Here is a 26,062-nt window from a genome sequence, read left to right as displayed (position 1 = left end):
TCATTTCCTCAACCTCAGTATAGCACGTTTTTAGCATTTTGTAAGCGCTTCCCACGGGGTAAATCCCGCAAATCGGGGGTTACATCAGATCATCGAACAAACTCAGTTGGTTCTCATCGGGTAAGCCAGTCAAGACACCGTTTTCGGTCATAAAGTCAATCAACGTCTTCGAGACCTTCCCCCGCTTAGCTAAGTCTTCCTTAGAGATAAATGGTCGGTCGTTACGCGCGGCAACGATTTGCTTTGCCACGTTTAGGCCCAATCCGGGAGCCGCCCGAAACGGCGCAATTAAAGTGTTACCATCGATAATCCAATCGGCCGCATCGGACTTTTCCAGATCGATCATCTTAAAGTCAAAGCCACGTTCCAACATTTCGTTGGCGAGTTCCAAAACCGTTAACAGGTTCTTGTCCTTAGCCGAAGCATCCATGCCTTGGTCATTGATGGCCTTCATGGCGGCCTTGACCGCCGTCTTACCCTGCGACATGGCCACGACGTCGAAATCGTCGGCCCGCACGGAGAAGTAAGCGGCGTAGTAAATAATTGGGAAGTAGACCTTGAAGTACGCCACCCGCAAGGCCATTAGGACGTAAGCCGCCGCATGGGCCCGCGGGAACATGTACTTGATCTTTAAACAAGAGTCGATGTACCACTGGGGCACGTCGGTCTCGCGCATCTTATCCTGCCACTCATCCTTGATTCCCCGGCCGTGCCGTACCTGTTCCATGATCTGAAAAGAGGTTTCGGAATCTAACCCGTAGTTGATCAAGTCGGTCATGATGTTATCCCGACACCCAATCACGTTGGCGATGGTGGCGGTTCCGTTCTTGATCAACTCATCGGCGTTACCTAACCACACATCGGTCCCGTGAGACAACCCAGAAATCTGAAGCAACTGGGAGTAGTTCTGCGGGTGGGTCTGTTCGAGCATCCCCCGCACGAAACGAGTCCCGAATTCGGGCACACCCAACGTTCCCGTCTTGGACTGAATCTGTTCCGGTGTAACCCCTAACGACTCGGTCCCGGAGAACAACTTCATGACCCCCGGATCGTCCATTGGAATGGTGGTCGGGTCGACCCCAGACAAATCTTGGAGCGTCCGAATCATGGTCGGATCATCGTGACCCAGGATATCGATTTTCAAAATGTTATCGTGGATCGAATGGAAATCAAAGTGGGTGGTCTGCCAAGCAGCGTTTTGGTCGTCGGCCGGGTACTGGATCGGCGTAAAGTCGTAGATATCCATATAGTCCGGCACAACGATGATCCCCGCCGGGTGTTGGCCGGTGGTTCGTTTAACCCCGGTCGCCCCTTTGGCTAAGCGGTCGATCTCGGCGCCCCTGAAGGTCTGCTCGGTGTCGCGTTCATAGGCCTTGACGTACCCGTAAGCCGTCTTATCGGCCACGGTGCCGATCGTCCCCGCCCGGTACACGTTCTTCTCGCCGAACAATACCTTGGTGTAGTTATGGGCGATCGGTTGATAGTCCCCGGAGAAGTTCAAATCGATATCGGGCACCTTGTTTCCCTTGAAGCCTAAGAAGGTTTCAAACGGAATGTTATGCCCGTCGCCGATCATCAACGTGCCACATTGTGGACACTTCTTTTCGGGTAAATCGTAACCAGAGCTGTATTCCCCTTTGGTGTAAAAATGTGAGTACTGACAGTTCGGGCAACGGTAGTGCGGCGGTAAGGGGTTGACCTCGGTGATCCCGGTCAGCGTGGCCACCACACTGGACCCGACGGACCCCCGGGACCCAACCAAGTACCCGTCCTTATTGGACTTGGCTACCAGTCGTTGGGCAATCAAGTAAATCACGGAGAACCCGTTACCGATAATCGATTTCAGTTCCCGGTCGACCCGGTGTTGAACCAGTTCGGGCAACGGATCGCCATACCACGCGTGCGCGGTGGCCATGGTCCGTTCACGAATTTCATCTTCGGCGCCATCCATCCGCGGCGTGTAGAGCTTGTCCTTCAACGGATGAACTTCGTCGATCTCGTCGGCGATCTTGTGGGTGTTGGTCACCACAATCTCCTGGGCCGTTTCCGGTCCCAAAAAGGCAAACTGGTCCAGCATCTCGTTAGTGGTCAAGAACGGGACGGGCGGTAATTCCTGCCGGTTTAGCGGGTTAGCGCCCCCTTGCGAATGGATCAGGATCTTACGGTAAATGGCGTCGTTAGGGTTCAAATAGTGCACGTCCCCGGTCGCCACGACCGGTTTATTCAGGTCATGACCCAAATCCACAATATTCTTGATGATTTCGTGTAAGTGTTCCTCGTCAGCGATCAAGCCCGAGTCCAGCAGCGGTTGGTAAGCTTGCGGCGGTTGGACTTCCAGGTAGTCGTAGTACTTGGCCTTGGCCTCGGCTTCGACCTTCCCCTTTTGCATCATCGCGGTGAAGACTTCCCCCGACGAACAGGCGGAACCCACGATCAGGCCCTCCCGGTACTCCTCTAAAACGCTGCGGGGCACCCGGGGTACCCGGTAGAAGTACTTCACGTTGGATTCGGACACCAGCTTGAACATGTTCTTTAACCCGGCTTGGGTCTGTGCCAGGATGATGGCGTGATTCGGTCGGGCGTGCTTATAGGCGTCGTTATCGGTCATGTGGTCGTTCAATTGGTCGTGGAACTGCACGTGGTAGCGGTCCTCGGCGTCCTTTAAGAACAGATAATTCAAATGACCGGTCGATTCGGCATCGTAGACGGCCCGGTGATGGTGTTCCAGGCTGACGTGGAAGCGCTTGGCTAACGTGTTCAACCGGTAGCTCTTCAGCGTCGGGTACAGCCACCGCGCCAGCGTCAGGGTATCAATAATCGGGTTGGCAATCTCGTCCATACCATGGCGCTTATAACCGGTATTCATGAAGCCCACGTCAAACGTGACGTTATGCCCCACAATGATGGCGTCGCCACAGAACTCACGGAAGGCCTTGAAGACCTCCTCTTCGCTCTTGGACCCGGCCACCATATCGTCGGTGATACTGGTCAGGTTCGTGGTCTGTTCGGACAACGGAAAGCCGGGATCGATAAATTCATCGAATTGGTCGACCACGTTCTTGTGTTCCATCTTGACCGCGGACAGTTCGATCACCTTATCGTAGATGGCCGATAGTCCGGTGGTTTCCACGTCAAAGACCACGTAGGTCGCGCCGTCTAGGGGCACATGCGCACTGTTGTAGCCAATCGGCACACCGTCGTCCACCAGGTTAGCCTCGACTCCGTAAAGCATCTTCACGCCGGCCTTGGCGCCCGCATTAAAGGCCGCGGGAAAACCCTGGACGTCGGCATGGTCCGTGATGGCTAACGCCGGCATCCCCCATTTCTTGGCCTGGGACACGAAGTCGCCAATCGGATTGGTCGCATCCATCTGGCTCATGGTGGTGTGCAGGTGGAGTTCGACCCGTTTTTGGTCGGCCGGGGCCGTATCCTGGCGGGTGGCGTGCTTAACCTGGTTGATGTCATAGGCGTTCAGAGCCAAATCACGCATGAAGCTATCTTCTTGAACACTCCCACGGACCTTGACCCAACTGCCTTCTTCCACGCCGGCAAACTGGGCCTCGTCTTCGGCCCCCCGGGAGAACTTCTTGACCACGATGGAGGAAGTGTAGTCGGTGATCTTTAAGGTCAGCAGTTGCCGCCCCGACCGGAGTTTCCGAATTTCTTTGTCGAAAACGTAGCCCTCGACCACGACCGAGCGTTCCTCTTGGGTGATGTCGACCATTCGGGTGATCGGTTGATCGCCCTTAATGGTCTTCCCAATCTGGGTCGGCCCGCTAGCGGGTTGGACCTCGCCGTTAGCCTGCTGGCTTTGGCGTTTCTGATTGGCCTTTTCGATCGCCGCGGCAGCTTGTTGTGCGAGTTGCGCGTCGGTTTTTTCTCGTTGCGCCTTAAATTCGTCGATCTTGGCCTGCGATTTAGATTCGTCGACCATGACCTGAATGTTAAATTTCGGAAACCCGGCCTGCCGGTAGGTGTCTTCCAGTGGTCCTAAGGCCTGATTTTGTAGGAAGTCCTTAATGACTTCGTTTTGGGCATACAGTAGCACCCGCTGGTCGGCATCCAGTTCTGGCACCTGCGACTGGCGCAGTTCCTGCACTAAATTGTTGGTCAGCCCACTATTTTGGACCACCCATAACCAGTAATCACCCAGTAGCCGATTGGTCAATGCCGGATTAGTCGTCTGAATTGCAGCCGACACCGTGGCAATCTCGTGAAAGGCCAGTTGCAGGTGCTGCTGAAGCGTGGCAAACGTCTGGTACGGCAAAATTTCTGGAAACTGCAGTTGGAAATGCCACCGTCGCGATTGTTCGTGCACGGTCAACCGTTCGAGGGTGGCCGCCTTAAAGTTCTCTTGGTCAGCCAGTTGGCTGAGATCTAATTGTTGTAGCAGCTTTTCAAATAAGCTATGTCGATCTTCGTCCACGAGGAATCCCCTTCCTAATCTGTTTTCCGTCGAAAAAAGACCAGCCCCAATCGCTGGTCTTTTTCGTGGGGCAACTAGTCGTTATCCTTAAAGAGGATTTCGATGGTGCTAGCCACCTCATCCTTAATGACTTCGACCGTCTCCCCGGTCTTACGAATCTTGATTTCAACGATGCCTTCGCCGGCCTTCTTGCCGACCGTAATCCGGGCTGGAATCCCGATCAAATCGGAATCCGCAAACTTCACACCCGGCCGTTCTTTCCGGTCGTCGGTCAAGACCCGGTAACCAGCAGCGGTTAATTGTTGTTCTAATTCAGCCGTAAGGTCCGCTTGATCCGCCTTCTTTAAGTTGACCGGAATCAAGTGAATGTCGTACGGGGCAATGTTCCGGGGCCAAACCAACCCGTGTTCATCGGCATTTTGTTCCGCAACCGCGGATAGTAATCGGCTAACCCCGATACCGTAACAGCCCATCACCACTGGTTGTTGCCGCCCGTTTTCGTCGAGCACCGTAGCGCCCAATGCATCGGAATAACGGGTTCCCAGTTTAAAGATATGCCCAATTTCAATTCCCTTGGTGAACTTCAACACCCCGGCACCGTCCGGCGACAAATCTCCCGCCTGGACGTTACGTAAGTCGGCATAAGCGTCAACCCGGAAATCCCGATCAACGTTGGCGTTCAGATAATGGTGACCATCTTCGTCGGCCCCCACGGCCACGTTGACCATGTCACCCACATATTGGTCGGCCAAAATTTTGACGTCATCCCCAACGCCTACCGGTCCTAACGACCCAAAGTTGGCTCCCAGGTATTTCTGTGCATCTTCGGCCGTGGCCGGATCTAAGAAGTCGGCATCTAAGTAGTTCTTTAGCTTCACTTCATTGACTTCGTGGTCACCACGAACCAACACTAAGACGGGTTGATCCTTGTCAGCCATGTAAAACATGGTCTTGACTAATTCGCTGGGCTTAACCTTCAAAAAGTCGGCCAATTCGTCAATGCTGTGGACTCCTGGCGTGGCGATCTTCTTGAGGTCTTCTAGTGGCGCGTGCGATTTCTTACTGATGAACAGGCTCTTGGCCATTTCCAAGTTAGCCGCGTAATCGGAAGCATCAGAGTAAACGATGGTGTCTTCGCCTACGGGAGCAATGGCGGAAAATTCCTTAGAATCACTGCCGCCCATCGCGCCCCCATCACCTACAATGGCCCGATAATTCAGGCCAATGCGGTCAAAAATTCGTTCGTAAGCGGCTTCCATCTGACCGTAAATCCGATCAAGATCTTCGTCGTTTAGGGTAAAGGAGTAGGCATCCTTCATGATAAACTCGCGCCCCCGCAACAAGCCGTAACGTGGGCGATCCTCATCCCGGTACTTGGCTTGGATCTGATACATCACAAGAGGCAATCGTTTGTACGACTTCACGGCGTCACGCACCAACATGGTGTAAGTTTCTTCATGGGTGGGACCCAAGATAAAGTCGCTATCGTGACGATTCTTAAACTTAAACAAGTTGGGGCCATAAGTATCGTAACGTCCGGACTCCTTCCACAAAGAAGCGGGTAAGACCGCCGGCATCAACGTTTCTACGGCGTCGATCTTATCCATTTCCTCGCGAATGATCGTTTCAATGTTGGTTAGTACCCGAAAGGCCAGTGGGAGATAAGCGTACATCCCCGCGGTGACCTGTCGAATATAACCGGCTCGCAGCATCATCTGATGACTGAGAGCTTCTGCATCATTCGGGACCTCTTTCAAGGTTGGAATGAGTAGTTTTGATTGCTTCATAATCCAATATTCCCTTCTCGTAACGTAATTACCGAATAAAGTAGCGTTCGATATCGTTCCAGGTTACCAACAACATCAGGAGGACCAAGAAGGCCACCCCGACCAAGGTAATCCCCGCTTCCACGTTTTCCGATAGTGGTTTGCGGCGAACGGCTTCAATTAGGTTTAATAATATTTTACCACCATCTAAGGCTGGAATTGGTAATAAATTGACGATGGCCAGGTTCAGGGATAGAAACGCCAGGAAGTTCAAGATCCCGACCAACCCGAACTGCGTCGCCTGTGAGGTCGTGGCAAAAATGGCCACCGGCCCACCTAAATCGTTTAGGCTAAAGTGGCCCGCCACCATGTGCCACAGCGCCCCAAAGAGCAGCTTGGTCATGGTCCAGGTCTGCGTAAACCCGGATAATAGGATGGCCCCGACGTTTTTATCCTTCGCCTGGGTAATGCCAATCATCCCGACCGTCTTTCCATTAGACTTTTCACCCTTTGGCGTCACCGTCAGTTGACGGGGCTTCCCATCACGTTGAATGGTTAACGTGGTCCGCTTGTTCGCGCGGGGCTGAATCGCCTGGCTCAGAGCCGTCCAATCCTTGGTTGCTTTACCGTTAACGGCCACAATCTTATCGTTGGTTTTCACCCCGGCCGTTTGGGCGACCGACACCGGCGAGCTCGCCACCTGAACCTGATTAGTTCCCGTGGCCACCCCACCCTGGGCAATCGACATCAACATGAAGGTCACAATGGCCAAAAAAATGTTGTTCATCGGTCCAGCAAAGTTAGTCATTAACCGCCGGCCTAACGACGCAGACGGAAATTGAACGTCTTTGGGTGCAATCCGTAACTCGGTGCCGTCCGATTCAATAATCGTGGCATCGTGATCGACCGAATACCGCTTAACTGCGGACTCATCACCGTTTTCATAACCTTCAATCCATAACTCATTTTCCAGGTCCGTCGCCGTAACCTCCAGCGGAATACCGTTAAACAAGGTCGACTTCTTACTGGTATTGATCCGTTCCACCGTGTCGTGGGCCCCGATAAATAGGCTGACCGGCGTCCCGGGTTTAAGTTCTTCCTCGTCATCTTCGGCTCCGGCCATCCGGACGTACCCGCCCACGGGTAAGAGTCGTAAGGTATAGGTTGTCCCGTCCTTACCCCGATGATAGACCAGCTTCGGCCCCATCCCAATGGAGAATTCACGGACCAGTATTCCACCCCGTTTGGCAAAATAAAAGTGTCCGAATTCATGCACGATCACCAGGATCCCGAAGACAATGATAAAGGTAATAATCGTTTTAATCACAGATTTCGTCCCTTCCTCAGTTCGTTGTCTTAGTCGATAATACACGCCTGGTGCAACCTGGCACCGTAACGCCTAATTCGCTGTGTCTTAGCATACCCTAAGCCCCACCGTGGACGCAAGCGAACGTCTTCTAATTAAATCAGGCCAAAGAGGTGAATCACGGGCAGTACTAACAGTAAACTATCAAACCGATCTAGGATCCCCCCATGACCCGGTAAAATTCGGCCGGAATCCTTGACGCCATAGTACCGTTTCAGCGCCGATTCGACTAAATCCCCGAACTGACCCACAATGGAAAAGATCAGGGTTAAGAGGATCATCGTGGGTAAGCTGTAGTGGCCAAACGGGAAGAAAGCCCAGAAAATGGACACAATCAGCGTAGCGACCACCGTGCCCCCGACGGATCCTTCCCAGGTCTTATTGGGACTAATGTGTGGGGCTAACTTATGGCGGCCCAACTTACGACCAATCATGTAGGCCCCAGAATCGGTCACCCACACGATAAATAATGCGTAGAGTAACGCCACCAGGCTAATGGCCCGAGCAGCAATGAAAAAGTGAAAGCCAATCCCGATGTACAACATGCTCAGGGTGATCACCCCGGCATCATCAAAGGAGAAACGGTTACGTGACACCACCGTCCGTAAGAGCAGTAATAACACAAATAAGTACACGATGTACCAGGGACTGAGGTGTCCCGGTAAGTCCCGCCACCACGATTCCGGCGCAATCACTGCTAAGATCCCAATCCCCGAAATGATGGCTTCCGGACTGACCAGCAGCTTCTTACGCATCACCAAAATTTCCGATAACGCCACCAGCCCTAAGGCGAAGGCCGCAATATCAACCCAAATGCCACCAGCAATGATAATGGGAATAAAGATGATTAACGCCACCACTGCCGTAATAACCCGTTGTTTCATATTCTACGCTCCTCAATCACAAAGTTTTAATTAGTCAGCCCGCCAAAACGACGGTGCCGTTGTTGATATTGATAAATCGCTTGTTCCAGCGTTGTCTGGTCGAAATCGGGCCAATGCCGATCCATAAAGACAAATTCGCTATAGGCCACCTGCCATAACATGAAGTTCGATAGGCGCTCTTCTCCACTCGTTCGAATCAGTAAATCAGGATCCTGGAGAGCGCCCAGATCGCCGGTCATCAGGTGCTGACCGATCTGATCCTCATCGATGGTCGCCGGATCGAGCTGCCCCGCTTGAACCTGGCGTGCCAGAGATTGGACGGCCGTGACAATTTCGGCCCGCCCCCCGTAGTTCAACGCAAAGTTTAACACCATCCCCGTGCAAGCCTGCGTGGCTTCAATCGCGTCGTGAACGGCCTTTTGGGTCGCAGTGGGTAACTGGTCCGTGTAACCCATGACTTTGACGCGAATATTATTTTTCACCAAGTCCGGGACAAAAGTCCCAAAGAAATCGACGGGTAACTTCATTAAATAGTTCACTTCGGTCGTGGGGCGCTTCCAATTCTCGGTGGAAAACGCGTAAAGGGTCAACACTTTAACGCCCAAGTGACTAGCCGCCTTGGCAACCGTCTTGACCGTGTTCATCCCCTGCTTGTGGCCCGCAATTCGGGGCAAGTGACGCTGTTGCGCCCACCGACCGTTGCCATCCATAATGATGGCAACGTGGGCGGGAATATTCTGCTCGTCCAGCTGCAATTCGGCCACCTCACCGGTTTGCTGATCTTTATTTAAAAATGAAAACACAGTGCACCTCCATTGCTCTTCTTACAACCTCTCATCTTAACAAAAAAAGGGCCAGGATACTATCCTAGCCCCCAAATTGAGCGAAAACTTTAGCTTTTAGTCGACTACTCGATTAACCGCCATTCACCGCGTTTCGCATCCACTAACGTGCCAAAATAGCTCAGCAAGTTGTTGGCGTCATCCGCACTGACTTGACCCAACATGTTCAAGCCTTCGCCCGTAGGAATTGGGTCGGACAAGTCGGTAATCTCATTGTCGTTTTCAATCTTAGCCTTCGAGAAAGCGACAATCCAGTCGTCACCAATCAGCTGCGTGACAATAAAGAACAGGTTAAAATCATCACTAACAAAGGCGGGTTGCGCGTATACCCCGTCTTGAATCTGTTCCAATTCTGCCCCGTTGTAGTTTAGTACCGAAACATTTTCTGCGTTTACCGGGTTATTTAACCGAAAAACCATCTTCCCAAATTCCTTAGAACCCGGGGTAATTTCAACGTTTTCTTGTTGGTTATCTTCTGCCATGAGTCAACACTCCTTACTAGTGACTAGTCCGTCAAGACTTCCTTTTCCTTATCCGCCGCAATGGCGTCCACACCCTTGATGGCCTTGTCCGTTTCCTTTTGAACTTGGTCTTCTAGGTTGTGCAGCTGGTCGTCGGTGTAATCGCCAGCCTTGTGGCCCTTCTTCAGGCCGTCCATGGCTTCGCGTCGCACGTTACGCACCGCTACCTTACCTTCTTCGGCCGTTGCCTTAACTTGCTTGGCGATTTCCTTACGCCGCTCCTCAGTCAATTGTGGAATGACCAACCGAATGGCCGTCCCATCGTTGGCAGGGGTAATGCCGACGTCGGACTCCAGAATTCCCTTTTCGATGTTATCTAGCGCCGACTTGTCAAACGGCGTCACCATCAAGATCCGGGGTTCCGGAATCGTAATCGATGCGACTTGGTTCAACGGCGTTGGTTGGCCATAATAGTCAACCATGACGCGGTTTAAAATGCTAGCGTTGGCCCGACCGGCCCGAATCGTTCCCAATTCGCGCTTCAAAGCGTCTTCCGCTTTTTTCATCTTACTTGCTGCTGTGGTAATGATCTGATCTGCCATCTGTCTTACCCCTTACTATAAACTGTCGTTCCGATATTAGCGCCCTCGACCACCTTGCGAATGTTGCCACTCTTATTGAGGTTAAAGACCACTACCGGAATATCGTTATCCATGGAGAATGAGCTTGCCGTCGTATCCATCACGTGAAGCCCCTTGTTGATGATGTCCAACTGCGTTAACTGGTCGAACTTCACCGCGTTAGGATCCTTCTTCGGATCTGCCGAGTAGATACCGTCAACGCCGTTCTTGGCCATCAAGATGGCATCCGCGTTGATTTCAGCTGCCCGCAATGCCGCCGTGGTATCCGTAGAGAAGTAGGGACTCCCTGTCCCCCCAGCAAAAATCACAACCCGTTCCTTTTCCAAGTGTCGAATTGCCTTCCGCCGAATATAGGGTTCAGCGATTTGCCGCATCTCAATCGACGTTTGCACTCGGGTGGGCACACCGATGGATTCCAGATTATCTTGGAGGGCCAAGGCGTTCATGATGGTCGCCAACATGCCGATATAGTCGGCCTGGGCCCGCTCCATCCCCATCTGGGAACCAGCAACGCCCCGCCACATATTACCGCCACCGACCACGATTGCGATTTGAACGCCCAGATTGTAGACGTCCCGGATTTCTTGGGCCACCGTCTTAATGACGGGAGGATTAATTCCAAATCCCTTATCCCCGGCGAGAGCCTCACCGCTGAGCTTTAACATGATTCGCTGATACTTTACGTCCGCCATTGCGTTTCCTCCTATTGTATTCTGAGAACAATTCTATCATATTCCCCGAATTAGTGATAGTCAGGGCCCACGAAATCACCCTGTTCCTAAAATCTGCTCATAAGAAAAGCGTAGACCGCAAGCTGCGGCTACGCTTTTAGCTCAAAAATTAACCGTTGATTTGGTCTTGGACTTCCTTGGCCAGGTCAACCGTTGGCTTTTCGATGCCTTCACCAACTTCGTAACGGACAAAGGTCACTAACTTACCACCCTTGCTAGCCACGAATTGGCTCACCGTTTGGTCGCCATCCTTGACGAATGGTTGGTCAGCCAAGCTGATTTCGGATAAGAACTTGTGCAAACGACCTTCAACCATCTTTTCGACGATCTTTTCAGGCTTGCCTTCGTTCAAGGCTTCTTGCTTCAAGACTTCGCGTTCGTGAGCTAAGCGGTCGGCTGGAATGTCGTCCTTAGAAACGAATTCTGGGTTGATCGCAGCAACGTGCATCGCAACGTCCTTAGCCGTCGCTTCATCCGCACCATCTAAGACCACCACAGCAGCGATTTGGCCACCTTGGTGTAAGTAAGCGCCGAAGACTTGGTTGTCGGTCTTCTTAACAACCGCAAAACGCCGTAATTGAACGTTTTCACTCGTCACTTGCGTGGTTTTGATGATGGCTTCTTGGATGGTTTCACCATCGGCCGTCTTCAAAGCCAAAGCAGCGTCCAAACCAGCTGGTTCTTGCTTGGCAATCGTGTCACCAATCGTGTCAACTAAGCCGTTGAACGTGTCGTTAGTGGCCACAAAGTCGGTTTCGGAGTTAACTTCGATGATGGCAGCGTCGTTGCCGTTCACGACAACCTTAGCCAACCCGTTAGCTGCCACGTTACCACTCTTCTTCTTGGCCTTGGCAATTCCCTTTTCACGCAGGAAGTCGATGGCCTTGTCCATGTCGCCTTCAGAAGCAACTAAGGCCTTCTTGGCATCCATCATCCCAACTTGGGTTTTGTCCCGTAATTCTTTAACTTGTGCCGCAGTAATCTTGCTTGCCATGTGTAATGGCCTCCTTTTATAATCATAACGTTAGCGCCTAAAAAAGGCTGACCTAATCTCAGGCCATTAACGGTCCTTATTAAGCCAGCCTAAGGTGCTTTAAAGCGTGTATTTGGAAAGTTCCCGAACCGGGAACCTTGCATTTAATTACTTGTTGTCGCCTTCAACGGCGTTAACGATGTCTTCCATCGAGTTGTCAGACTTAGCTTGGCCATCCTTGGCAGCGTCATCCTTCTTACCTTCGAAAGTCTTTTCGTCAACTTGGTCTTCCCCTTGACGACCTTCAACAATGGCATCAGCCATCTTGGAAGTGATCAGGCGAACGGCCCGGATAGCGTCATCGTTAGAAGGAATCACAACGTCGATGTCATCTGGATCGGTGTTGGTATCAACCATGGCAACGATCGGGATGTTCAACTTTTGTGCTTCGTGAACCGCGATTTGTTCCTTACGTGGGTCAACGATGAACAGCACGTCAGGCAATTTAGGCATGTCTTCGATCCCGCCTAAGAACCGTTCCAACTTGTCTTGAGACTTCTTCAACAAGGAAACTTCCTTCTTAGGTAAGACGTCAAACGTCCCGTCAGTTGCCATCTTCTTTAAGCTCTTCAGACGCTTGATCCGCGTTTGGATCGTTTCCCAGTTGGTCAAAGTCCCACCTAACCAACGGTGGTTAACGTAGTATTGGCCCGCACGGGTAGCTTCTTCTTCGATGGAATCTTGAGCTTGCTTCTTAGTCCCGACAAACAGAACCACGGCACCCTTAGATGCTTCGTCCTTCATATAGTTGTAAGCAGCGTCGATCAACTTCACCGTCTTTTGTAAGTCGATGATGTAGATGCCGTTCCGTTCCGTAAAGATGTATTGCTTCATCTTTGGGTTCCAACGACGCGTTTGGTGACCAAAGTGGACACCGGCTTCGAGCAGTTGTTTCATTGAAATAACAGCCATGATAAAATGCCTCCAAATAGTTTTTGATTTCCTCCCCGGCGCTCAATTGGTCACGGAACTCATCACGAGCACCCCCGCGACCATCACGCAAGGTGTGAATTGGCGCATACGCACCGACAGTTATTATACAAAAGCCCCCACCGAAACACAAGCCAAAACCGTAAAAACTTTAGAAAAAATTGACAATTTAACGGAGGTATGATAAACTGCTAGGGAACTTAGACAGGAGGAAATGCACATGATAAAAGCGGTCGTCTTCGATGTTGATGACACGCTCTATGACCAAAAGGCGCCGTTTGTCGCCGCCTTAGCGCCGATTATTCAGGTGCCAACTAGCTTTGATCTAACCAGGACGTTTCAAGCCTATCGCCGCCAAAGCGGTCAGCTGGCCAAGCCCCTGACTTCCCGACGAACGGCAGATTGGCACCTCACGCGGTTAAACAACGCTCTGCACGCTCAGGACCTTCCTCCGGTAACCCCGGAAGCCGCAGCGGCCTTTCAAGCAGCCTACGTGCAAGGTCTTCAGGACATCAAGCTGTTTCCCGGTCTAGCGACAGCGCTCGATCAACTTAAAGATCAGTATCAGCTGGGCATCATTACCAATGGTAAAACGGATTATCAGTTAGCCAAGGTGATGCGTCTGCAGATGCACCGCTGGATCGACCGCGACACTATCCTGACGTCTGAAGAAGCCGGCGTCGCGAAGCCCGATCCCCAGATTTTCACCATGATGAATCGGCGGCTCAATCTCCGCGCTAGCGAAACCGTCTACGTGGGCGATTGCTACAGCCTAGATATCCGGGCCGCTAAGCAAGCCGGTTGGCAAGCCTTTTGGTTTAACCATCGCAACTTTGAAATGCCCGATGGGGATTGGACCCCTGACCAAACCGTCGAGGACCCCACCGAGCTACAGAATCTCCTACTCGCCCTAAGCGGCGTGATGCAACTCTAATCGAGACACCTAAAAACACCATCCCCGTCGTATTTGACCGGAGATGGTGTTTTTAGTGGCTAGCTAAAACTGAACTTCGTTTTCCGCCTGACCCGTTTCAATTAATTGCTTATTATTATTTAACGCATATTGAACCATGTTCTTCACGGCCGTCTTGGTGTAAAAGGCGATGTGGGGGCTGATCAACACGTTATCGCGACGCATCAGGTTCTTCAGCCGTTCGTCTGGAATGGCCTCGAAACTACCGAAATCGGTGTTAAAAATTCCCACTTCATCTTCGTACACATCCAACGCTGCCCCCGCGACTTTTCCGCTATCCAGAGCCCGAATCAACGCATCGGTATCCACCAGCGCTCCTCGTGCCGGGTTAACGATCCACACGCCGGTCTTCATCTTCGCAAAGGCCGCATCATTTAACATATGCTGGTTATCCTTAGTGGCCGGAGCATGCAATGAAATCACATCGGCTTGCGCGTAGAGCTCATCTAAGGTATCCACGTAAATCCCCTGCTTTTCCAGTTCCGGATTGTGGAAAACGTCGTAGGCAATCACCTTCGCCCCAAAACCTTGGTAGATCTTTAACGCCGCACGACCAATCCGGCCGGTCGCCACAATCCCCACGGTCATCGAATTTAACTCGTCGGCAATGTCCGGCGCCCAGCGTAGATCCCCCTGGGCCTGTTTACGGTCAAACGTCGGTGTCCGCCGCAGTAACCGCATTAGTTCGGTTACCGTAAACTCCGCAATCGCCGCCGGTGAATAGGCGGGAACGTTCGTCACCTTAAAGCCGTTGCGTTTAACGGCATCGGCGTCGACGTTATCGACCCCCACGTTACGCAAGGACAGATTGGTAATGCCTAGGGCCGCCAATTTATCTAACACGGCCGCCGTATACGGTTTTTGTTGATAAACCACTGCTCCGTCATATCCGTGAGCCAAGTCCACCGTAGTATCATCTAACAGCTGACTAACAGCCTTCACTTCAATTCCTTGGGCTTGCGACCATTGTTCTAAGTATGGTCGTTCGTCGTCGCGAATTCCATAAGCAATAATCTTCACAGTCGGTTCCTCCTTAAGTATTTTGCGTGCTAAATCACTAAACTACGTTCCTATCTTATCATGAAACCCTTTAAATCTTCACGGGAACGCTTTCGGAAAGTTCACTGCGGGAGGGTAACCCCGTGAGCCCGCAAAAAACGCACTTTTTTTTGTCGCGATTGGTGCTTGAAGGCCCACTCGGCGTGCAGCGCGTCATGCTTGGTCTTAAAGGCTTCCTGGTACAGGACCCGCACGGGCGGATGGGCCCTGGTATACTTAGCCCCTTTACCCGCACGGTGGGTCGCAAATCGCTGAGCGACGTCGGTCGTGAACCCACCATAAAACGAATTATCCGCGCAGAGCAAGACGTAAAAGTAATAGGCCTTAGCCATACAACAGTCGCCCCACTTCCGCCGTATAGTGACCGGTGGCATCGTAGACCGTCAGGGGAGCCAAAAAGCGCTGACCGCCGGGTTTACCGTCCTTAATGGCCTCCACCAGCACCATGTTGGCCTCCTTTTCCGGCTTGGGGTAGACCAAGCGGATGCGTTTGGGGGCTAGTCGATGGGCCTGCATAACCGCTAAAAGTTCTAATAACCGATCGGGGCGGTGGACGAAGTAGGCCTTACCGTTCATTTTAAGTAATCCACTAGTGGTCGCAACGACCGTAGCCAGCGTGGTGGTGATTTCGTGTCTAGCGATAGCCAGGTAGCGGTTGGGGTTCTTCTGGCTATCCGGTAGGTCCGCAAAGTACGGCGGGTTGCACGTTACGACGTCCACCGAATCCTTAGGAATCCATTGATTCACCTCGGCCAAGTCCCCTTGATAGACCGTCATCTGCCCGTCTAGTTGGTTGAGCGTTACGCTTCTGCGGGCCATGTCCGCTAAGCGTGGTTGCAGCTCTACCTCGGCGATCTGTCCCTTGGTTCGCTGACTCATAAATAGTCCCACGGCACCGTTTCCGGCGCAGAGGTCTACCGTATGACTATTGGCCTTAGTTGGCAACTTGGCAAACGCCGCCAAAAGTACGGCGTCTAAAGAAAATGCAAAGACCTCGGGACTTTGAATGATTTGAATATCCTGACTGTAAAGTTGGTCGATTCGTTCGCCCGGACGTAACTGTGGTTGCCCCATTCCGGCATCCCATCCTTTCAAATTATGGGGAGATTGCTTGCAACCCCCCCGTTTTTTTTGCATACTAGACAGATAAAGGTTCACTGTGAGAGGAGTGCGTCACCCATGTTCTATTCGTTTTTACGCGGGTTTATCCGCGTGCTGTTGGCCCTAATCAACGGTCACGCTAAATACCTGCACCGCGAAGACTTACCGGATGGGCCCTACATCTTAGTGGGTCCCCACCGGACTTGGTTCGACCCCATCTACTTTGCGTTGGGGGCCAGTCCCCGGAAGTTTAGCTTTATGGCGAAAGAAGAGTTGTTCCAAAATCCAATTTTACGATGGATTTTGAATCATGCCAATGCTTTTCCGGTAAATCGGGATCATCCGGGGCCCTCGGTCATCAAAACACCAGTCCGAATTCTCCGCCAAGGCGACCTATCGTTAATCATCTTTCCGTCCGGTAGTCGGCACTCCGCCGAGCTCAAGGGCGGTGCGGCCGTGATTGCCAAGATGGCCAAGGTTCCCTTGATCCCTACGGTCTACCAAGGGCCGTTGACCTTTAAACAGTTACTCACCCGTAAACCAGTCACCGTAGCTTACGGGCAGCCCATCACCGTTGATCGCAAGCTCAAACTCGACGAAGCGGGCTTGGCCCAAGTTGAGCAACAAATGCAACGGGCCTTCGACCAATTGGACCGCGAAATTGACCCAACTTTCCATTACGTGGACGTCACGGGCGAAAAACAAGCCGCTAAAGCCCAAAAACTTGAACAAACTGAGGAAAAGGCTGAAAAGAAACTGGAAAAAAAGTAGTGAAACCCGAAACGCGCCTGGGAAAACTCCCAGACGCGTTTTTTTACGTTCTGATCAGCACCGTTAAACCGCACCTCGACAGTTCACTCGGTGCAATTCAGAGGTTAAGCGTGCGCTGCATTTTGCAGTTGGATCATCTCGTAGTAATAACCCCGTTGACGCATCAGTTCATCATTGGTTCCGCGTTCGACAATGTGGCCTTGATGCAAGACCAGGATCAAGTCGGCGTTTTGAATCGTGGACAATCGGTGCGCGATGGCTACCGTGGTGCGATTGGCCCGTAAGCGGGACAACCCAGTCTGGATCATGGTTTCCGTTTGGGTGTCGACGTTGGCCGTCGCTTCGTCTAAGATCAAAATCTTGGGATCGGTCACCACGGTCCGCGCGAAGGTGATCAATTGGCGCTGACCGGCCGAATATTCGGTCCCGCGTTCCAAGACGGGTGTCGCGTAGCCCTGAGGTAACCGATCGATAAACTCATCGGCCTGCACGAACTGGGCCGCCCGGTGAACCTGCTGGTCGGTAATCGCGGGATTAAACATCCGGATGTTACTCTGAATGTCCCCGTAGAAGAGTTGCGGTTCCTGAAGGACCAGTCCCAGTTTAGCCCGTAATTCTGCGGCCGGATACTCCCGAATGTCACGCCCATCAATCAGAACTTGACCACTCTGGAATTCGTAGAAGCGCATTAAAACGTTAATCGTCGAGGTTTTTCCCGACCCGGTTTCCCCGACCAACGCCACGGTTTGCCCGGGTTCGGCCACGAAGGACACGTCCTTTAAGACCGGGTGCTTAGGGTCGTAACCAAACGTCACGTGCCGAAATTCGACCTTTCCCTGAGTAATCTGAGCCCCAGCCACGGGGTGTTGTTGCGGCGCCAAGGTTCGGTCGTCAAGAATCTTCAAGACCCGCGAACCGGCGACCATCCCGTTTTGAAAGTCGCTCAGACTATCCATCATCTGACTCATCGGGCTATAAAAGTTATTCAGGTAGGTGATAAAGGCGTACACGACCCCGGCCGCCACAACCTCGTGCATACCGCGTAAGCCGAATAGTCCCAGCACAATCACCGTCCCTAACGCGTAGAGCAGGTTAATCATGGGACTGAGGAGTAACGAATTGGTTCGAATCATGGCCCGCCGCGTGCCGTAGTACGCTTCATTGGTCTTTTCAAACCGCGTTGCCATTCGCTTTTCTTGCCGAAATTCCTGAATTACGCTGATGCCGGTAATCGCTTCGCTAAGCTTCGTGTTGAGCTCACTCAAGCGTTCCCGCATCCGCCGGTAGACCCGCGAACTAAACTTCTGATAGTACCAAATTACAAAGAGCAGGAATGGCACCAGCAGCAATGTGGCTAACGCGACCGTCCAGTCGGTCAGTGCCATGGCAACGACTGAAGTAATCACCGCAAACACGGCAAAAATCAGCGTGTTAAATAGCGCCCAAAAGTTCGAGAAGGTCATGGTATCGTTCATCAACCGGGACAGAATCGAGCCCCCGGGGGTCTGGTCAAAGTAGCGCATCCCCTTACCGTGCAAATCGGCAAACAGGTGCCGCCGCACACCTTCTAGCATGTACTCGGCGCCCATGGTACTGGTGTAGTTCTGCCAATACTGGGTCAACGCCTTGACCACCATCCCGAACAGGTAAAGCCCAGCGAACAGCCACATGATACCTAACGTGGCCGAACCGCGGCGCAGGTAATGATCCATATACAATTGGAGCAGCCACGGCAAGAACACGTTAATTCCGCTGATCAGCGCCGAAAAGAGAATCGACCCGATAAAGAACCATTTGTAAGGCGCAGCGAACTTGATCAACCGTTTAATCACCGTCAGCTGTTCCTTGGTGGACATGCTGTGCGCCCACACCGATTCCGTCGTTTTATTCGTGGCCATTCGTCTCGCCTCCCTTGACGCGGGTTTCTAATTGTTGTTGCGTAAACATCTGGTAATACCAACCGTGGGTGGCCATTAAGCTGGCATGGTCCCCCCCCCCGTTCGATGATCTGACCGTGATCCATCACGATAATTTCGTCGGCGTTCATCACCGAACTTAACCGATGCGCCGCGATGATTGTGGTCTTGTTGGCCCGTTCTTGGCGCAGGTTCGTGAGAATTTCGGTTTCGGTCTCCGCGTCGACCGCGGACAACGCATCGTCTAAGATCAGGAGTTCCGGATTGATCAATAACGCCCGGGCAATCGCTAACCGCTGACGTTGGCCCCCGGACAGCGAGATGCCGTCTTCACCAACCTGGGTGGCATAACCGGCCGGCAGTTGGGCGATTTGGTGGGCCAGATCACTCTTTTTCGCCGCAGCGACCACTTGGGCTTCCGTTGCCTGGGGCCGGGCAAACCGAATGTTTTCCAGAATGCTATCCGAGAATAGGAAGCTTTCCTGCGGCACGTAGCCGATAGCCGGCAGATAACTGTCTAGCGCATAATCCTTGATGGGGTGCCCCCCAAACCTAATTTCACCTTGATAATCGTCAAATTCGCGCAAAATTAATTTCATGATGGACGACTTACCAGCACCTACCCGGCCCACGATACCCAGGGTGTGGCCGGCTGCGAGGTCAAAGTTGATATCGTGTAGACTGGTCTGTTCGTCGTCGGGATAGTTGAACTGCGTCACGTGGTAGTTCAGGGCCCCCTGCGGCCGCGTCGTTAACCCATCCGTTTTGTCAATGACCTTACTTTGCTGGTTCAATAGTTCCATGACCCGGTCATAGCTGGCGTTGCCCCGTTCCATGGTATTAAATAACATCCCCACGGCAAACATCGGCCAGACCATCATGGCCAGATAACTGATAAAGGAGACCAGATTACCGATGGTGATGGTCCCTTGCATGACAAAGGTTCCCCCGAGCACGATGGTGGCCACGTACGAGATGGAAATAATCAGGGTAATCCCCGGATCGAACAACGAATCTAAGTGGTTGACGTGCCGGTTGATCTGAATGGTTTGCGCAATCTGTCGATTGTAGTCGGCAATGTCTTCTTGGTCCTGGCCTAACGCCTTAATCACCTTGATACCACTAATGCTTTCCTGAGCCTTGTTGTTCAATCGCGAAAAGGCTGCCTGGGACTTACCAAACGCCCGGTGAATTTTTTGCCCCAAAAACCAAGACACTCCCGCCAAAAACGGAAACGGAATGATTGCTAGTAACGTCAACCGCCAGTTAATCAAGGCCATCATGGCAATCAACGTGGTTCCCCCAGTAATGATGGCGTCGGCAAATTGGAGGATTCCCCCGCCAGCCACCCGTTGCACGGCTTCCAGGTCGTTAGTGGCGTGAGCCATCAAGTCTCCCGTTCGGTAACGCTGATAGAAGGTGCGGTCCATACGCATAAAGTGTTGGAACAATCGATCCCTTAAAAGCTGTTCCAACCGTGCCGCACCACCCCAGATGGCATTACGCCACATGTAGCGCGTCACATACTGGGCCACCGCCGCGCCGGTCACCAACGCTAGATCAAACGCTAATAGTGACCCGGTCATCGTCCGTCCGTGGATACTGTCGACCATATTCCCGATAATTCGGGGCGGTACGATAGCAATGATGGCCGTTAATAATAGCCCGATGACTCCGACCAAGTAACGTCGCCACTCAAGGCGAAAGTACCACGCTAATTTTTTAAAGATACTCACCCAGCATCCCTCCTTAAATTAAAATACGATTAGAAACTAATTATAGCAGACTTAACTATTCTAGCGAACTCCGCTAAAAAAGCAATCAAAAAAACTCGTCACCAACCGCTGGCGACGAGTCTTCCATTAACGAAGCTATTTCTTAGTATTACGGGATTGTTGTTGCATGGCATTCATCATTTGATGAAGCTTTCGTTGCGATGGCTTTTGCCCCATCTGTAACATCATGGCTCGTAATTGATCTTCATTAATAGGCGGATTGTCTCTCAGGTAGTTTTCCATGTATTTGCGAGCACCGAAAAAGCCCCCGACGGCACAGGCAATTCCGACGACGATCACGATAAGGATCCAAATTCCAGTTGACAAGACGTTTCCCTCCCTTACAAAAGCATTCATTAGACAATTTTACACAAACTTAACCCAAAATAAAAGAGTGAATCTCCAAAAAGACTCACCCCACTACCCTAATCGTCACGTAATCCTTTGTCCCGTTGGACCTGGCGAACCTTTTCGGGCGTGACCTCTTTACCATTTTTATCGTAAACCTGCATCATTTCGACCTGGCTTTTGAAGCTTTCGCGAAAAAGCTTCAGGTATTGCTGCCGTAAATCAGCCCGTTCGGCTTTTTCGGCAGCCGTTAATTCCGTTTTCTTGGCCTTATGCGCCAGTTCATTAATGCGCACGAGTAATGTATCCATCGTGGTTTCTGCCATTAGCGCCCCACACTCCTTCGGTAATTTTGATAATTAGTGATTGAGTTGATTCAAAACACACCCTATCATATCAGGGTTAATTTCAGAATTCAACCGATTAACCCGAACATCTGTTTGAAAACGTTCGCTACCTATGCTAGAATTGGGTTAAACTATACTACGAATGACGAACGAGGTGGCAACACTATGACAAAAGCATCTGAGAGTAAACAACTTGCCGTTCTCCGGTTCATCTGGGAACGAGTTAATGAGAAAGGCTACCCGCCAACTGTTCGAGAAATTGGCGAAGCCGTTTCACTGTCGTCAACATCGACGGTTCACGGCCACATCGCCCGTCTGGAAAAGAAGGGGCTCCTGACTAAGGACCCCACTAAGCCCCGGGCTCTGGAGGTCACGGCAGCTGGTTTAGAAGAACTAGGTGTTCACGAACAGCAGACCCAGATTCCCGTCTTGGGAACCGTCACGGCCGGCGAACCCATTTTAGCCGTCCAAGAGGCGACCGATTACTTCCCGGTGCCCCCAGAATTTGAGAGCAGTGAAGATCAGCTTTTCATGCTGACCATTCGGGGTGAAAGTATGATCAACATCGGGATTTTAAACGGTGACCAGGTCATCGTGCGGCGCCAGCAAACTGCCGACAACGGAGACATTGTGATTGCCATGACCGAGGACAACGAAGCCACGTGCAAGCGATTCTTTAAGGAAGCCGATCATTACCGACTTCAACCGGAAAATGACACCATGGCACCGATTATTCTCAATCAAGTCGCCATTTTAGGTAAAGTTGTGGGCCTCTTCCGTGACGACGTCCATTAAATTACTTTCTAAAAAAAGCGTTTCTCGCCAAATTGGTGAGAAACGCTTTTTGCTTGGTCGTTAGATGACTTCGCCTTCGTACCGGTTCGCCGGTAACGTGGCAAAGTCGTAGGTCGCTAACGCGTCTGCTTGGGTCAAGTAGGCTTGTAAGCTTTCGGCCAACATCAGGTTAACGATGTTATCCTTCTCGTGCACCAAAACCACCGGGGTATGACTATGATAAGCATACCCAATCTCAAAGGCAGCCCCCGAATCGACCTGATCATCCACATAATCCGCTAGGGCCACGACAACGTCAGCGGCATCGATCTGATCAGTGTCCATCTTAAACGTCTTAGCACACCACGTCGGCGTCCCCATCTCAAAGTCTCGCACCTCGTTTAGTCGGGGACTGAAGACCCGGTTGACCTGTGGGTTGGCGGCCAACGCCTTTTCGGCCCGACCGATTCGTTCTAATTGCTCGTCATCAAAAAAAGGTCCTGCTAAATAGATATTCGTCACGTTAATCTCCTCGTTTTCTCTTTGGTAGGTCCATTATAGCGAAAAAGTTAACTTTTAGCGATATATTTTTCTTAATTGTCCGTAATTTAATATTAAGTATATTATAAAGAGGCCTCCAGATGGCGGTTATCCTTTAAATTCGTAACAATCTCACGACCGTCGGCGATACTGGCGCTGCTGATGCTGCCGTCCTGCCAAATAAAAGGTCGCGGTATCTGCCCCCACGGGTAATTGCACATCCCGTCCGTTATTAGGTAGCTGTTGTTGAAAAATAGCTTCGTACTCCGCTACGCTGACGGCTTGCCGATCGGCGAGTAACGAGGTCAGTGCGTCATCATCAAAGCCCACTTGATAGTGTGGCTGAAGCGTGCCGCTGTAGAATTCACCTTCGGCTCCCGAACCGTAACTAAAACAACCAATCCGCTCACCGGATTGCAACGCACCGTGTCGTAACAGTGATAGTAAACTAAGATATAGTGACCCGGTATACAGGTTCCCCACGTTACGGTTATCCAGCTGACTAGCCTCAAAGGCCGCCGTGAGTTCCTGCTGATGCGCGGGAGTCGCTTCCGGCAAGACCTGCCGCAGACCCTTACGGCCCATCTTGGTAAATGGCAAGTGGAACACCATTGCCGCAAAGTCGGCAATGGTCCGTCCCGTTTGTTGCTGATAAGCCGCCCAAGTCTCCTTGAAAAAGTCCAAGTACACGTTGGTCGAATATTTCCCGTCCACTAAGGCTTCAGTCCGGTCCAACGGTCGCCAAAAATCCATCACGTCGGCCGTGTGGTAAGTGCTAATGGGATCGAGTGCTAAAATCTGTGGATTCGCCGTTACCAACATCGCGACGGCCCCGCCACCCTGGGTCACCTCGCCGGCCGTTCGGAGACCGTAACGCGCCACGTCAGCTCCAATCACCAAAACCTTCGCCGTCGGCCGCACGCGCACGTAGTCGGCCGCCAACTGTAGACCGGCCGTGGCGCCGTAACAGGCCTGCTTAATCTCAACGGCTCGGGTGTCAGCTGACAACCCCAGCAAATGAGCCAAATAGACCGCCGTAGCCTTAGAATTATCGATGCCCGACTCGGTTCCGAACAAGACCATGTTGATGTCGCTTAAGTCCGCCGGCGTTAAAATCTGTGTCGCTGCGTTAGCCGCCATCGTCACCACATCTTGAGTCGGTGGAATCACCGCCTGTTTATCCTGACCGATACCAACGTGGTACTTAGCAGGATCTACTCCCCGTGCCAGGGCCAACGCCGTCATGTCTAAATACAATTTGGGAGTGTAGAACCCCATTCGATCAATTCCCACCGTTACGGTCATGTTGCTTATCCTCCTTGAAAGCCATAAATTACTGGCATTAACCTTACCATTTTTCGGGGATTCTCGGCAAGCTTTCCCGTTATTATCACCAACAATCTACGGGTTAATCAATTCGTGATTTCCCAGTCAAAACGCTTTTTGTAAGCTACAATTTCTCTAGAGTTTTCCCGCTTCCAGTTTCTTCAAGACTTCTTGAAGTTTCTGGTGTTGCGCAGGTGTGACCTCAGGGTACCGTGGATCCAGTTCGGCGAGATTATTCGCTAAAATCGTCGCAACCAGTAACCGTGCCGTGGGCTTATTGTCGGCTGGAATCATGTACCAAGGATTCTTCTCAGTGGCCGTATGGGTCAGCATCTGGGTATAGGCTGCCTGATAAGCATCCCAATAGCGTCGTTCCTTAAGATCACTAGGATCGAACTTCCAGTTCTTTTCGGGTAACGCCAACCGTTTGGCCAGTCGCGTCGTTTGTTCATCGTAAGACAGGTGTAAAAAGAACTTGTAGGTGACAATTCCCTGATGCCGTAAGTATTGTTCGTAGTGGCGCAGGTCGTGGTACCGCCGCTTAAAGAATTTGTCGGTCACATCGGTGGTCGCGTGAACGTCGGGTAAATGTTGCCCCACTAGGATCTCCGGGTGAACCCGGCTAATCAGAACGTCTTCGTACTGGGAGCGGTTAAAGATGGCGATCTCCCCGCGAGCCGGTAACGCCTGGTTGATGCGCCACAAAAAGTCGTGTTGCAAATCTACCGACGTGGGTCGTTTAAAACTTTCCACGCGCGTCCCCGACGGATTTAAGCCACTGAAAACGTGCCGAATGAGGCCGTCTTTACCGGCGGTGTCCATTCCCTGTAAGATGACCACCACCCCGTTTTCCTTTTGCGCAAATAATCGTCGCTGCAGCTTTTGTAGCATGATCAGATCGCTTTCACGAATCTGGTCTGCATTCGCCGCGATTTCCTGCGTCGGCCACTGCGTGAGATCCATACTTTGTTTACCGTCATACCGATATGGTGTTAAGTCCATACGCTCATCTCCTAGCTTTAGGTTTACCATAACATGTTTACCCCCTAAAGCGGTTATTTTGTCTTCGTAAAACGTCTTACGTCAGGATTTTGGCCGCCAAAACCTTAGCGTTCTGTTAGGTGAGTTGCTATACTTAACTTGTACCTATGTCGATGAAGAGGAGTCTCAATTATGAAAAAAATTACTGCTTATTTTGTGCGTCACGGACAAACCATGCTGAACCACTACAACAAGGTTCAGGGGTGGATTGACTCCCCCCTAACTGCTAAGGGGCGTGCCGACGCGCAACGGGCCGGGGAACAGTTAAAAAACATCCCCTTCGTTGCCGCGTACAGTAGTGACTCCGGGCGCGCCATCGAAACGGCGCGCATCGCGCTGCGGCAAAACCCGGCCAACATGAACATTGTTAGCTACCAGTACCCCGAGTTTCGGGAACAGTGCCATGGTTACTTTGAAGGCAACGATCTCAATCAGATGTGGCAATTCGTCGGCGCCCAAGTCAAGCTAACCTCTGAGTCTGCGGTGCTGGGCACTTACGGGTTGGAAAAAGCTCGCGACCTGATTCACCAAGCGGACCTGTACGGCGAAGCGGAAAATAACGACATGTTTTGGAAGCGTCTAGACCGTGGCTTTGACAAGCTCCGCGCCAACTCTAAAGACGGCGACGAGGTCTTAGTCGTGTCTCACGGCATGACGATTCGGTCCATCGTTGACCGCTACGCCCCCGATCTCGATCTGGGGGTGGCCACCATCAACGGTAGCATCACCAAGCTAGAAATTACGGACGACAACATCCACGTCGATTTCTTCAATAAAGTTGATTTCCAATCTTAATTTCGCTTAAAGGAGTGCGCCACTATGAAAAATATTCACCGTTCCCTCAATAACCGCGTCATCGCTGGCGTTATCGGCGGGTTGGCCGAACATTGGGGCTGGAACCCCACGTTAGCACGAATCATTTTCGTCTTACTGGCAATCACGCCCGCCTTTCCGGGCCTAATTGCCTACCTCATTCTCTGGATGATCATGGGCGATCCAGCCTAGCTGACC

Annotated in this window: 24 protein-coding genes and 1 pseudogene; 5 read left to right on the top strand and 20 right to left on the bottom strand. The window is 51.8% G+C overall.

The window, feature by feature from the left end:
- Nucleotides 1–79: 79 nt before the first annotated feature.
- The 10 genes from RI501_RS06580 to rpsB all read right to left on the bottom strand — a co-directional run bounded on the left by RI501_RS06580 (nucleotide 80) and on the right by rpsB (nucleotide 13,062).
- Nucleotides 80–4,426 carry a PolC-type DNA polymerase III gene (locus RI501_RS06580; protein ID WP_313821027.1) on the bottom strand — a complete coding sequence of 1,449 codons (4,347 nt, stop codon included), beginning with the start codon at nucleotides 4,424–4,426 and terminating at the stop codon, nucleotides 80–82.
- Nucleotides 4,427–4,500: 74 nt separating this feature from the next.
- On the bottom strand, nucleotides 4,501–6,213 hold the full coding sequence (locus tag RI501_RS06575) for a proline--tRNA ligase (protein WP_313821025.1): 1,713 nt from the start codon (nucleotides 6,211–6,213) through the stop codon (nucleotides 4,501–4,503).
- Nucleotides 6,214–6,241: 28 nt separating this feature from the next.
- Complete coding sequence (gene rseP / locus RI501_RS06570; RefSeq protein WP_313821023.1) at nucleotides 6,242–7,519, bottom strand: RIP metalloprotease RseP; 1,278 nt, start codon at nucleotides 7,517–7,519, stop codon at nucleotides 6,242–6,244.
- Nucleotides 7,520–7,653: 134 nt separating this feature from the next.
- Entirely contained in the window at nucleotides 7,654–8,442 is a 789-nt protein-coding gene (locus RI501_RS06565) for a phosphatidate cytidylyltransferase (protein WP_313821021.1), read from the bottom strand.
- A gap of 26 nt (nucleotides 8,443–8,468) precedes the next feature.
- Nucleotides 8,469–9,245: an isoprenyl transferase gene (locus RI501_RS06560; RefSeq protein ID WP_313821019.1), complete on the bottom strand. Its 777-nt coding sequence runs from the start codon at nucleotides 9,243–9,245 to the stop codon at nucleotides 8,469–8,471.
- A 104-nt stretch (nucleotides 9,246–9,349) separates the two neighbouring features.
- Nucleotides 9,350–9,766 carry a hypothetical protein gene (locus RI501_RS06555; RefSeq protein ID WP_313821017.1) on the bottom strand — a complete coding sequence of 139 codons (417 nt, stop codon included), beginning with the start codon at nucleotides 9,764–9,766 and terminating at the stop codon, nucleotides 9,350–9,352.
- Nucleotides 9,767–9,789: 23 nt separating this feature from the next.
- On the bottom strand, nucleotides 9,790–10,347 hold the full coding sequence (frr, locus tag RI501_RS06550; protein WP_313821015.1) for a ribosome recycling factor: 558 nt from the start codon (nucleotides 10,345–10,347) through the stop codon (nucleotides 9,790–9,792).
- Between the two features lie 5 nt (nucleotides 10,348–10,352).
- Nucleotides 10,353–11,078 (bottom strand): UMP kinase, encoded by a 726-nt coding sequence (gene pyrH, locus RI501_RS06545; protein ID WP_057730709.1) that lies wholly within the window; start codon nucleotides 11,076–11,078, stop codon nucleotides 10,353–10,355.
- Nucleotides 11,079–11,226: 148 nt separating this feature from the next.
- Nucleotides 11,227–12,111 carry a translation elongation factor Ts gene (gene tsf / locus RI501_RS06540; protein ID WP_313821012.1) on the bottom strand — a complete coding sequence of 295 codons (885 nt, stop codon included), beginning with the start codon at nucleotides 12,109–12,111 and terminating at the stop codon, nucleotides 11,227–11,229.
- 147 nt (nucleotides 12,112–12,258) lie between these two features.
- Complete coding sequence (rpsB, locus tag RI501_RS06535; RefSeq protein WP_313821010.1) at nucleotides 12,259–13,062, bottom strand: 30S ribosomal protein S2; 804 nt, start codon at nucleotides 13,060–13,062, stop codon at nucleotides 12,259–12,261.
- Nucleotides 13,063–13,300: 238 nt separating this feature from the next.
- Between rpsB and RI501_RS06530 the strand changes: the two genes are divergently transcribed.
- Nucleotides 13,301–14,014 carry an HAD family hydrolase gene (locus tag RI501_RS06530; protein ID WP_313821009.1) on the top strand — a complete coding sequence of 238 codons (714 nt, stop codon included), beginning with the start codon at nucleotides 13,301–13,303 and terminating at the stop codon, nucleotides 14,012–14,014.
- Nucleotides 14,015–14,077: 63 nt separating this feature from the next.
- Here the strand turns inward: RI501_RS06530 and RI501_RS06525 are convergent, their stop codons facing one another.
- The 3 genes from RI501_RS06525 to RI501_RS06515 form a co-directional block, all read right to left on the bottom strand.
- Nucleotides 14,078–15,073, bottom strand: coding sequence for a D-2-hydroxyacid dehydrogenase (locus RI501_RS06525; protein ID WP_313821007.1), 996 nt, complete (start codon nucleotides 15,071–15,073; stop codon nucleotides 14,078–14,080).
- A gap of 101 nt (nucleotides 15,074–15,174) precedes the next feature.
- On the bottom strand, nucleotides 15,175–15,444 hold the full coding sequence (locus RI501_RS06520; RefSeq protein WP_313821005.1) for a GIY-YIG nuclease family protein: 270 nt from the start codon (nucleotides 15,442–15,444) through the stop codon (nucleotides 15,175–15,177).
- Nucleotides 15,437–16,186 carry a tRNA1(Val) (adenine(37)-N6)-methyltransferase gene (locus tag RI501_RS06515; RefSeq protein ID WP_313821003.1) on the bottom strand — a complete coding sequence of 250 codons (750 nt, stop codon included), beginning with the start codon at nucleotides 16,184–16,186 and terminating at the stop codon, nucleotides 15,437–15,439. The genes RI501_RS06520 and RI501_RS06515 overlap by 8 nt, the downstream gene beginning before the upstream one ends.
- A 105-nt stretch (nucleotides 16,187–16,291) precedes the next feature.
- Here RI501_RS06515 and RI501_RS06510 point away from each other — a divergent pair, with 105 nt between their 5' ends.
- Nucleotides 16,292–16,984: a lysophospholipid acyltransferase family protein gene (locus RI501_RS06510; RefSeq protein ID WP_313821002.1), complete on the top strand. Its 693-nt coding sequence runs from the start codon at nucleotides 16,292–16,294 to the stop codon at nucleotides 16,982–16,984.
- Nucleotides 16,985–17,088: 104 nt separating this feature from the next.
- On the opposite strand, the gene RI501_RS06505 is transcribed toward RI501_RS06510, so the two are convergent.
- From RI501_RS06505 to RI501_RS06490, 4 genes and pseudogenes are all read right to left on the bottom strand, one after another.
- Entirely contained in the window at nucleotides 17,089–18,882 is a 1,794-nt protein-coding gene (locus tag RI501_RS06505; RefSeq protein ID WP_313821000.1) for an ABC transporter ATP-binding protein, read from the bottom strand.
- Nucleotides 18,869–20,636, bottom strand: a pseudogene (locus RI501_RS06500) (ABC transporter ATP-binding protein). The gene RI501_RS06505 and the pseudogene RI501_RS06500 overlap by 14 nt, the downstream one beginning before the upstream one ends.
- Before the next feature lie 135 nt (nucleotides 20,637–20,771).
- Complete coding sequence (locus RI501_RS06495; protein ID WP_057730691.1) at nucleotides 20,772–21,002, bottom strand: YneF family protein; 231 nt, start codon at nucleotides 21,000–21,002, stop codon at nucleotides 20,772–20,774.
- Nucleotides 21,003–21,100: 98 nt separating this feature from the next.
- Entirely contained in the window at nucleotides 21,101–21,349 is a 249-nt protein-coding gene (locus RI501_RS06490; RefSeq protein ID WP_313820997.1) for a DUF896 domain-containing protein, read from the bottom strand.
- 186 nt (nucleotides 21,350–21,535) lie between these two features.
- Here RI501_RS06490 and lexA point away from each other — a divergent pair, with 186 nt between their 5' ends.
- Nucleotides 21,536–22,165 carry a transcriptional repressor LexA gene (lexA, locus tag RI501_RS06485; RefSeq protein WP_313820995.1) on the top strand — a complete coding sequence of 210 codons (630 nt, stop codon included), beginning with the start codon at nucleotides 21,536–21,538 and terminating at the stop codon, nucleotides 22,163–22,165.
- A 60-nt stretch (nucleotides 22,166–22,225) separates the two neighbouring features.
- Here lexA and RI501_RS06480 read toward each other — a convergent pair whose 3' ends face one another.
- The 3 genes from RI501_RS06480 to RI501_RS06470 all read right to left on the bottom strand — a co-directional run bounded on the left by RI501_RS06480 (nucleotide 22,226) and on the right by RI501_RS06470 (nucleotide 25,012).
- Nucleotides 22,226–22,666, bottom strand: a complete 441-nt coding sequence (locus RI501_RS06480) for a nucleoside 2-deoxyribosyltransferase (RefSeq protein WP_313820992.1) — start codon at nucleotides 22,664–22,666, stop codon at nucleotides 22,226–22,228.
- Between the two features lie 150 nt (nucleotides 22,667–22,816).
- Nucleotides 22,817–23,989, bottom strand: a complete 1,173-nt coding sequence (locus RI501_RS06475) for a hydroxymethylglutaryl-CoA synthase (protein WP_313820989.1) — start codon at nucleotides 23,987–23,989, stop codon at nucleotides 22,817–22,819.
- Nucleotides 23,990–24,145: 156 nt separating this feature from the next.
- A complete protein-coding gene (locus RI501_RS06470) occupies nucleotides 24,146–25,012 on the bottom strand; it encodes a PPK2 family polyphosphate kinase (protein WP_313820987.1) in 867 nt (288 codons plus the stop codon).
- Between the two features lie 171 nt (nucleotides 25,013–25,183).
- Between RI501_RS06470 and RI501_RS06465 the strand changes: the two genes are divergently transcribed.
- Together RI501_RS06465 and RI501_RS06460 are read left to right on the top strand one after the other, a co-directional pair.
- Entirely contained in the window at nucleotides 25,184–25,846 is a 663-nt protein-coding gene (locus RI501_RS06465) for a histidine phosphatase family protein (protein ID WP_313820985.1), read from the top strand.
- Nucleotides 25,847–25,870: 24 nt separating this feature from the next.
- The gene (locus tag RI501_RS06460) at nucleotides 25,871–26,056 is read left to right on the top strand and encodes a PspC domain-containing protein (RefSeq protein WP_057730678.1); all 186 of its coding nucleotides are present in this window, start codon (nucleotides 25,871–25,873) and stop codon (nucleotides 26,054–26,056) included.
- Nucleotides 26,057–26,062: the final 6 nt, after the last annotated feature.

It is taken from the genome of Levilactobacillus zymae, assembly GCF_032190635.1.
Lineage (GTDB): Bacteria > Bacillota > Bacilli > Lactobacillales > Lactobacillaceae > Levilactobacillus > Levilactobacillus zymae_A.
The sequence above is the reverse complement of the archived record's forward strand: the minus strand, read 5'-3'. Positions and strand labels throughout refer to the sequence as shown.

Excerpts from the sequence above, each read along its gene's own strand:
- RI501_RS06575 (WP_313821025.1), bottom strand. The coding sequence starts at position 6,213 with ATGAAGCAATCAAAACTACTCATTCCAACCTTGAAAGAGGTCCCGAAT.
- RI501_RS06565 (WP_313821021.1), bottom strand. The coding sequence starts at position 8,442 with ATGAAACAACGGGTTATTACGGCAGTGGTGGCGTTAATCATCTTTATT.
- RI501_RS06555 (WP_313821017.1), bottom strand. The coding sequence starts at position 9,766 with ATGGCAGAAGATAACCAACAAGAAAACGTTGAAATTACCCCGGGTTCT.
- frr (WP_313821015.1), bottom strand. The coding sequence starts at position 10,347 with ATGGCAGATCAGATCATTACCACAGCAGCAAGTAAGATGAAAAAAGCG.
- pyrH (WP_057730709.1), bottom strand. The coding sequence starts at position 11,078 with ATGGCGGACGTAAAGTATCAGCGAATCATGTTAAAGCTCAGCGGTGAG.
- tsf (WP_313821012.1), bottom strand. The coding sequence starts at position 12,111 with ATGGCAAGCAAGATTACTGCGGCACAAGTTAAAGAATTACGGGACAAA.
- rpsB (WP_313821010.1), bottom strand. The coding sequence starts at position 13,062 with ATGGCTGTTATTTCAATGAAACAACTGCTCGAAGCCGGTGTCCACTTT.
- RI501_RS06530 (WP_313821009.1), top strand. The coding sequence starts at position 13,301 with ATGATAAAAGCGGTCGTCTTCGATGTTGATGACACGCTCTATGACCAA.
- RI501_RS06520 (WP_313821005.1), bottom strand. The coding sequence starts at position 15,444 with ATGGCTAAGGCCTATTACTTTTACGTCTTGCTCTGCGCGGATAATTCG.
- RI501_RS06515 (WP_313821003.1), bottom strand. The coding sequence starts at position 16,186 with ATGGGGCAACCACAGTTACGTCCGGGCGAACGAATCGACCAACTTTAC.
- RI501_RS06510 (WP_313821002.1), top strand. The coding sequence starts at position 16,292 with ATGTTCTATTCGTTTTTACGCGGGTTTATCCGCGTGCTGTTGGCCCTA.
- RI501_RS06505 (WP_313821000.1), bottom strand. The coding sequence starts at position 18,882 with ATGGCCACGAATAAAACGACGGAATCGGTGTGGGCGCACAGCATGTCC.
- RI501_RS06490 (WP_313820997.1), bottom strand. The coding sequence starts at position 21,349 with ATGGCAGAAACCACGATGGATACATTACTCGTGCGCATTAATGAACTG.
- lexA (WP_313820995.1), top strand. The coding sequence starts at position 21,536 with ATGACAAAAGCATCTGAGAGTAAACAACTTGCCGTTCTCCGGTTCATC.
- RI501_RS06475 (WP_313820989.1), bottom strand. The coding sequence starts at position 23,989 with ATGACCGTAACGGTGGGAATTGATCGAATGGGGTTCTACACTCCCAAA.
- RI501_RS06470 (WP_313820987.1), bottom strand. The coding sequence starts at position 25,012 with ATGGACTTAACACCATATCGGTATGACGGTAAACAAAGTATGGATCTC.
- RI501_RS06465 (WP_313820985.1), top strand. The coding sequence starts at position 25,184 with ATGAAAAAAATTACTGCTTATTTTGTGCGTCACGGACAAACCATGCTG.
- RI501_RS06460 (WP_057730678.1), top strand. The coding sequence starts at position 25,871 with ATGAAAAATATTCACCGTTCCCTCAATAACCGCGTCATCGCTGGCGTT.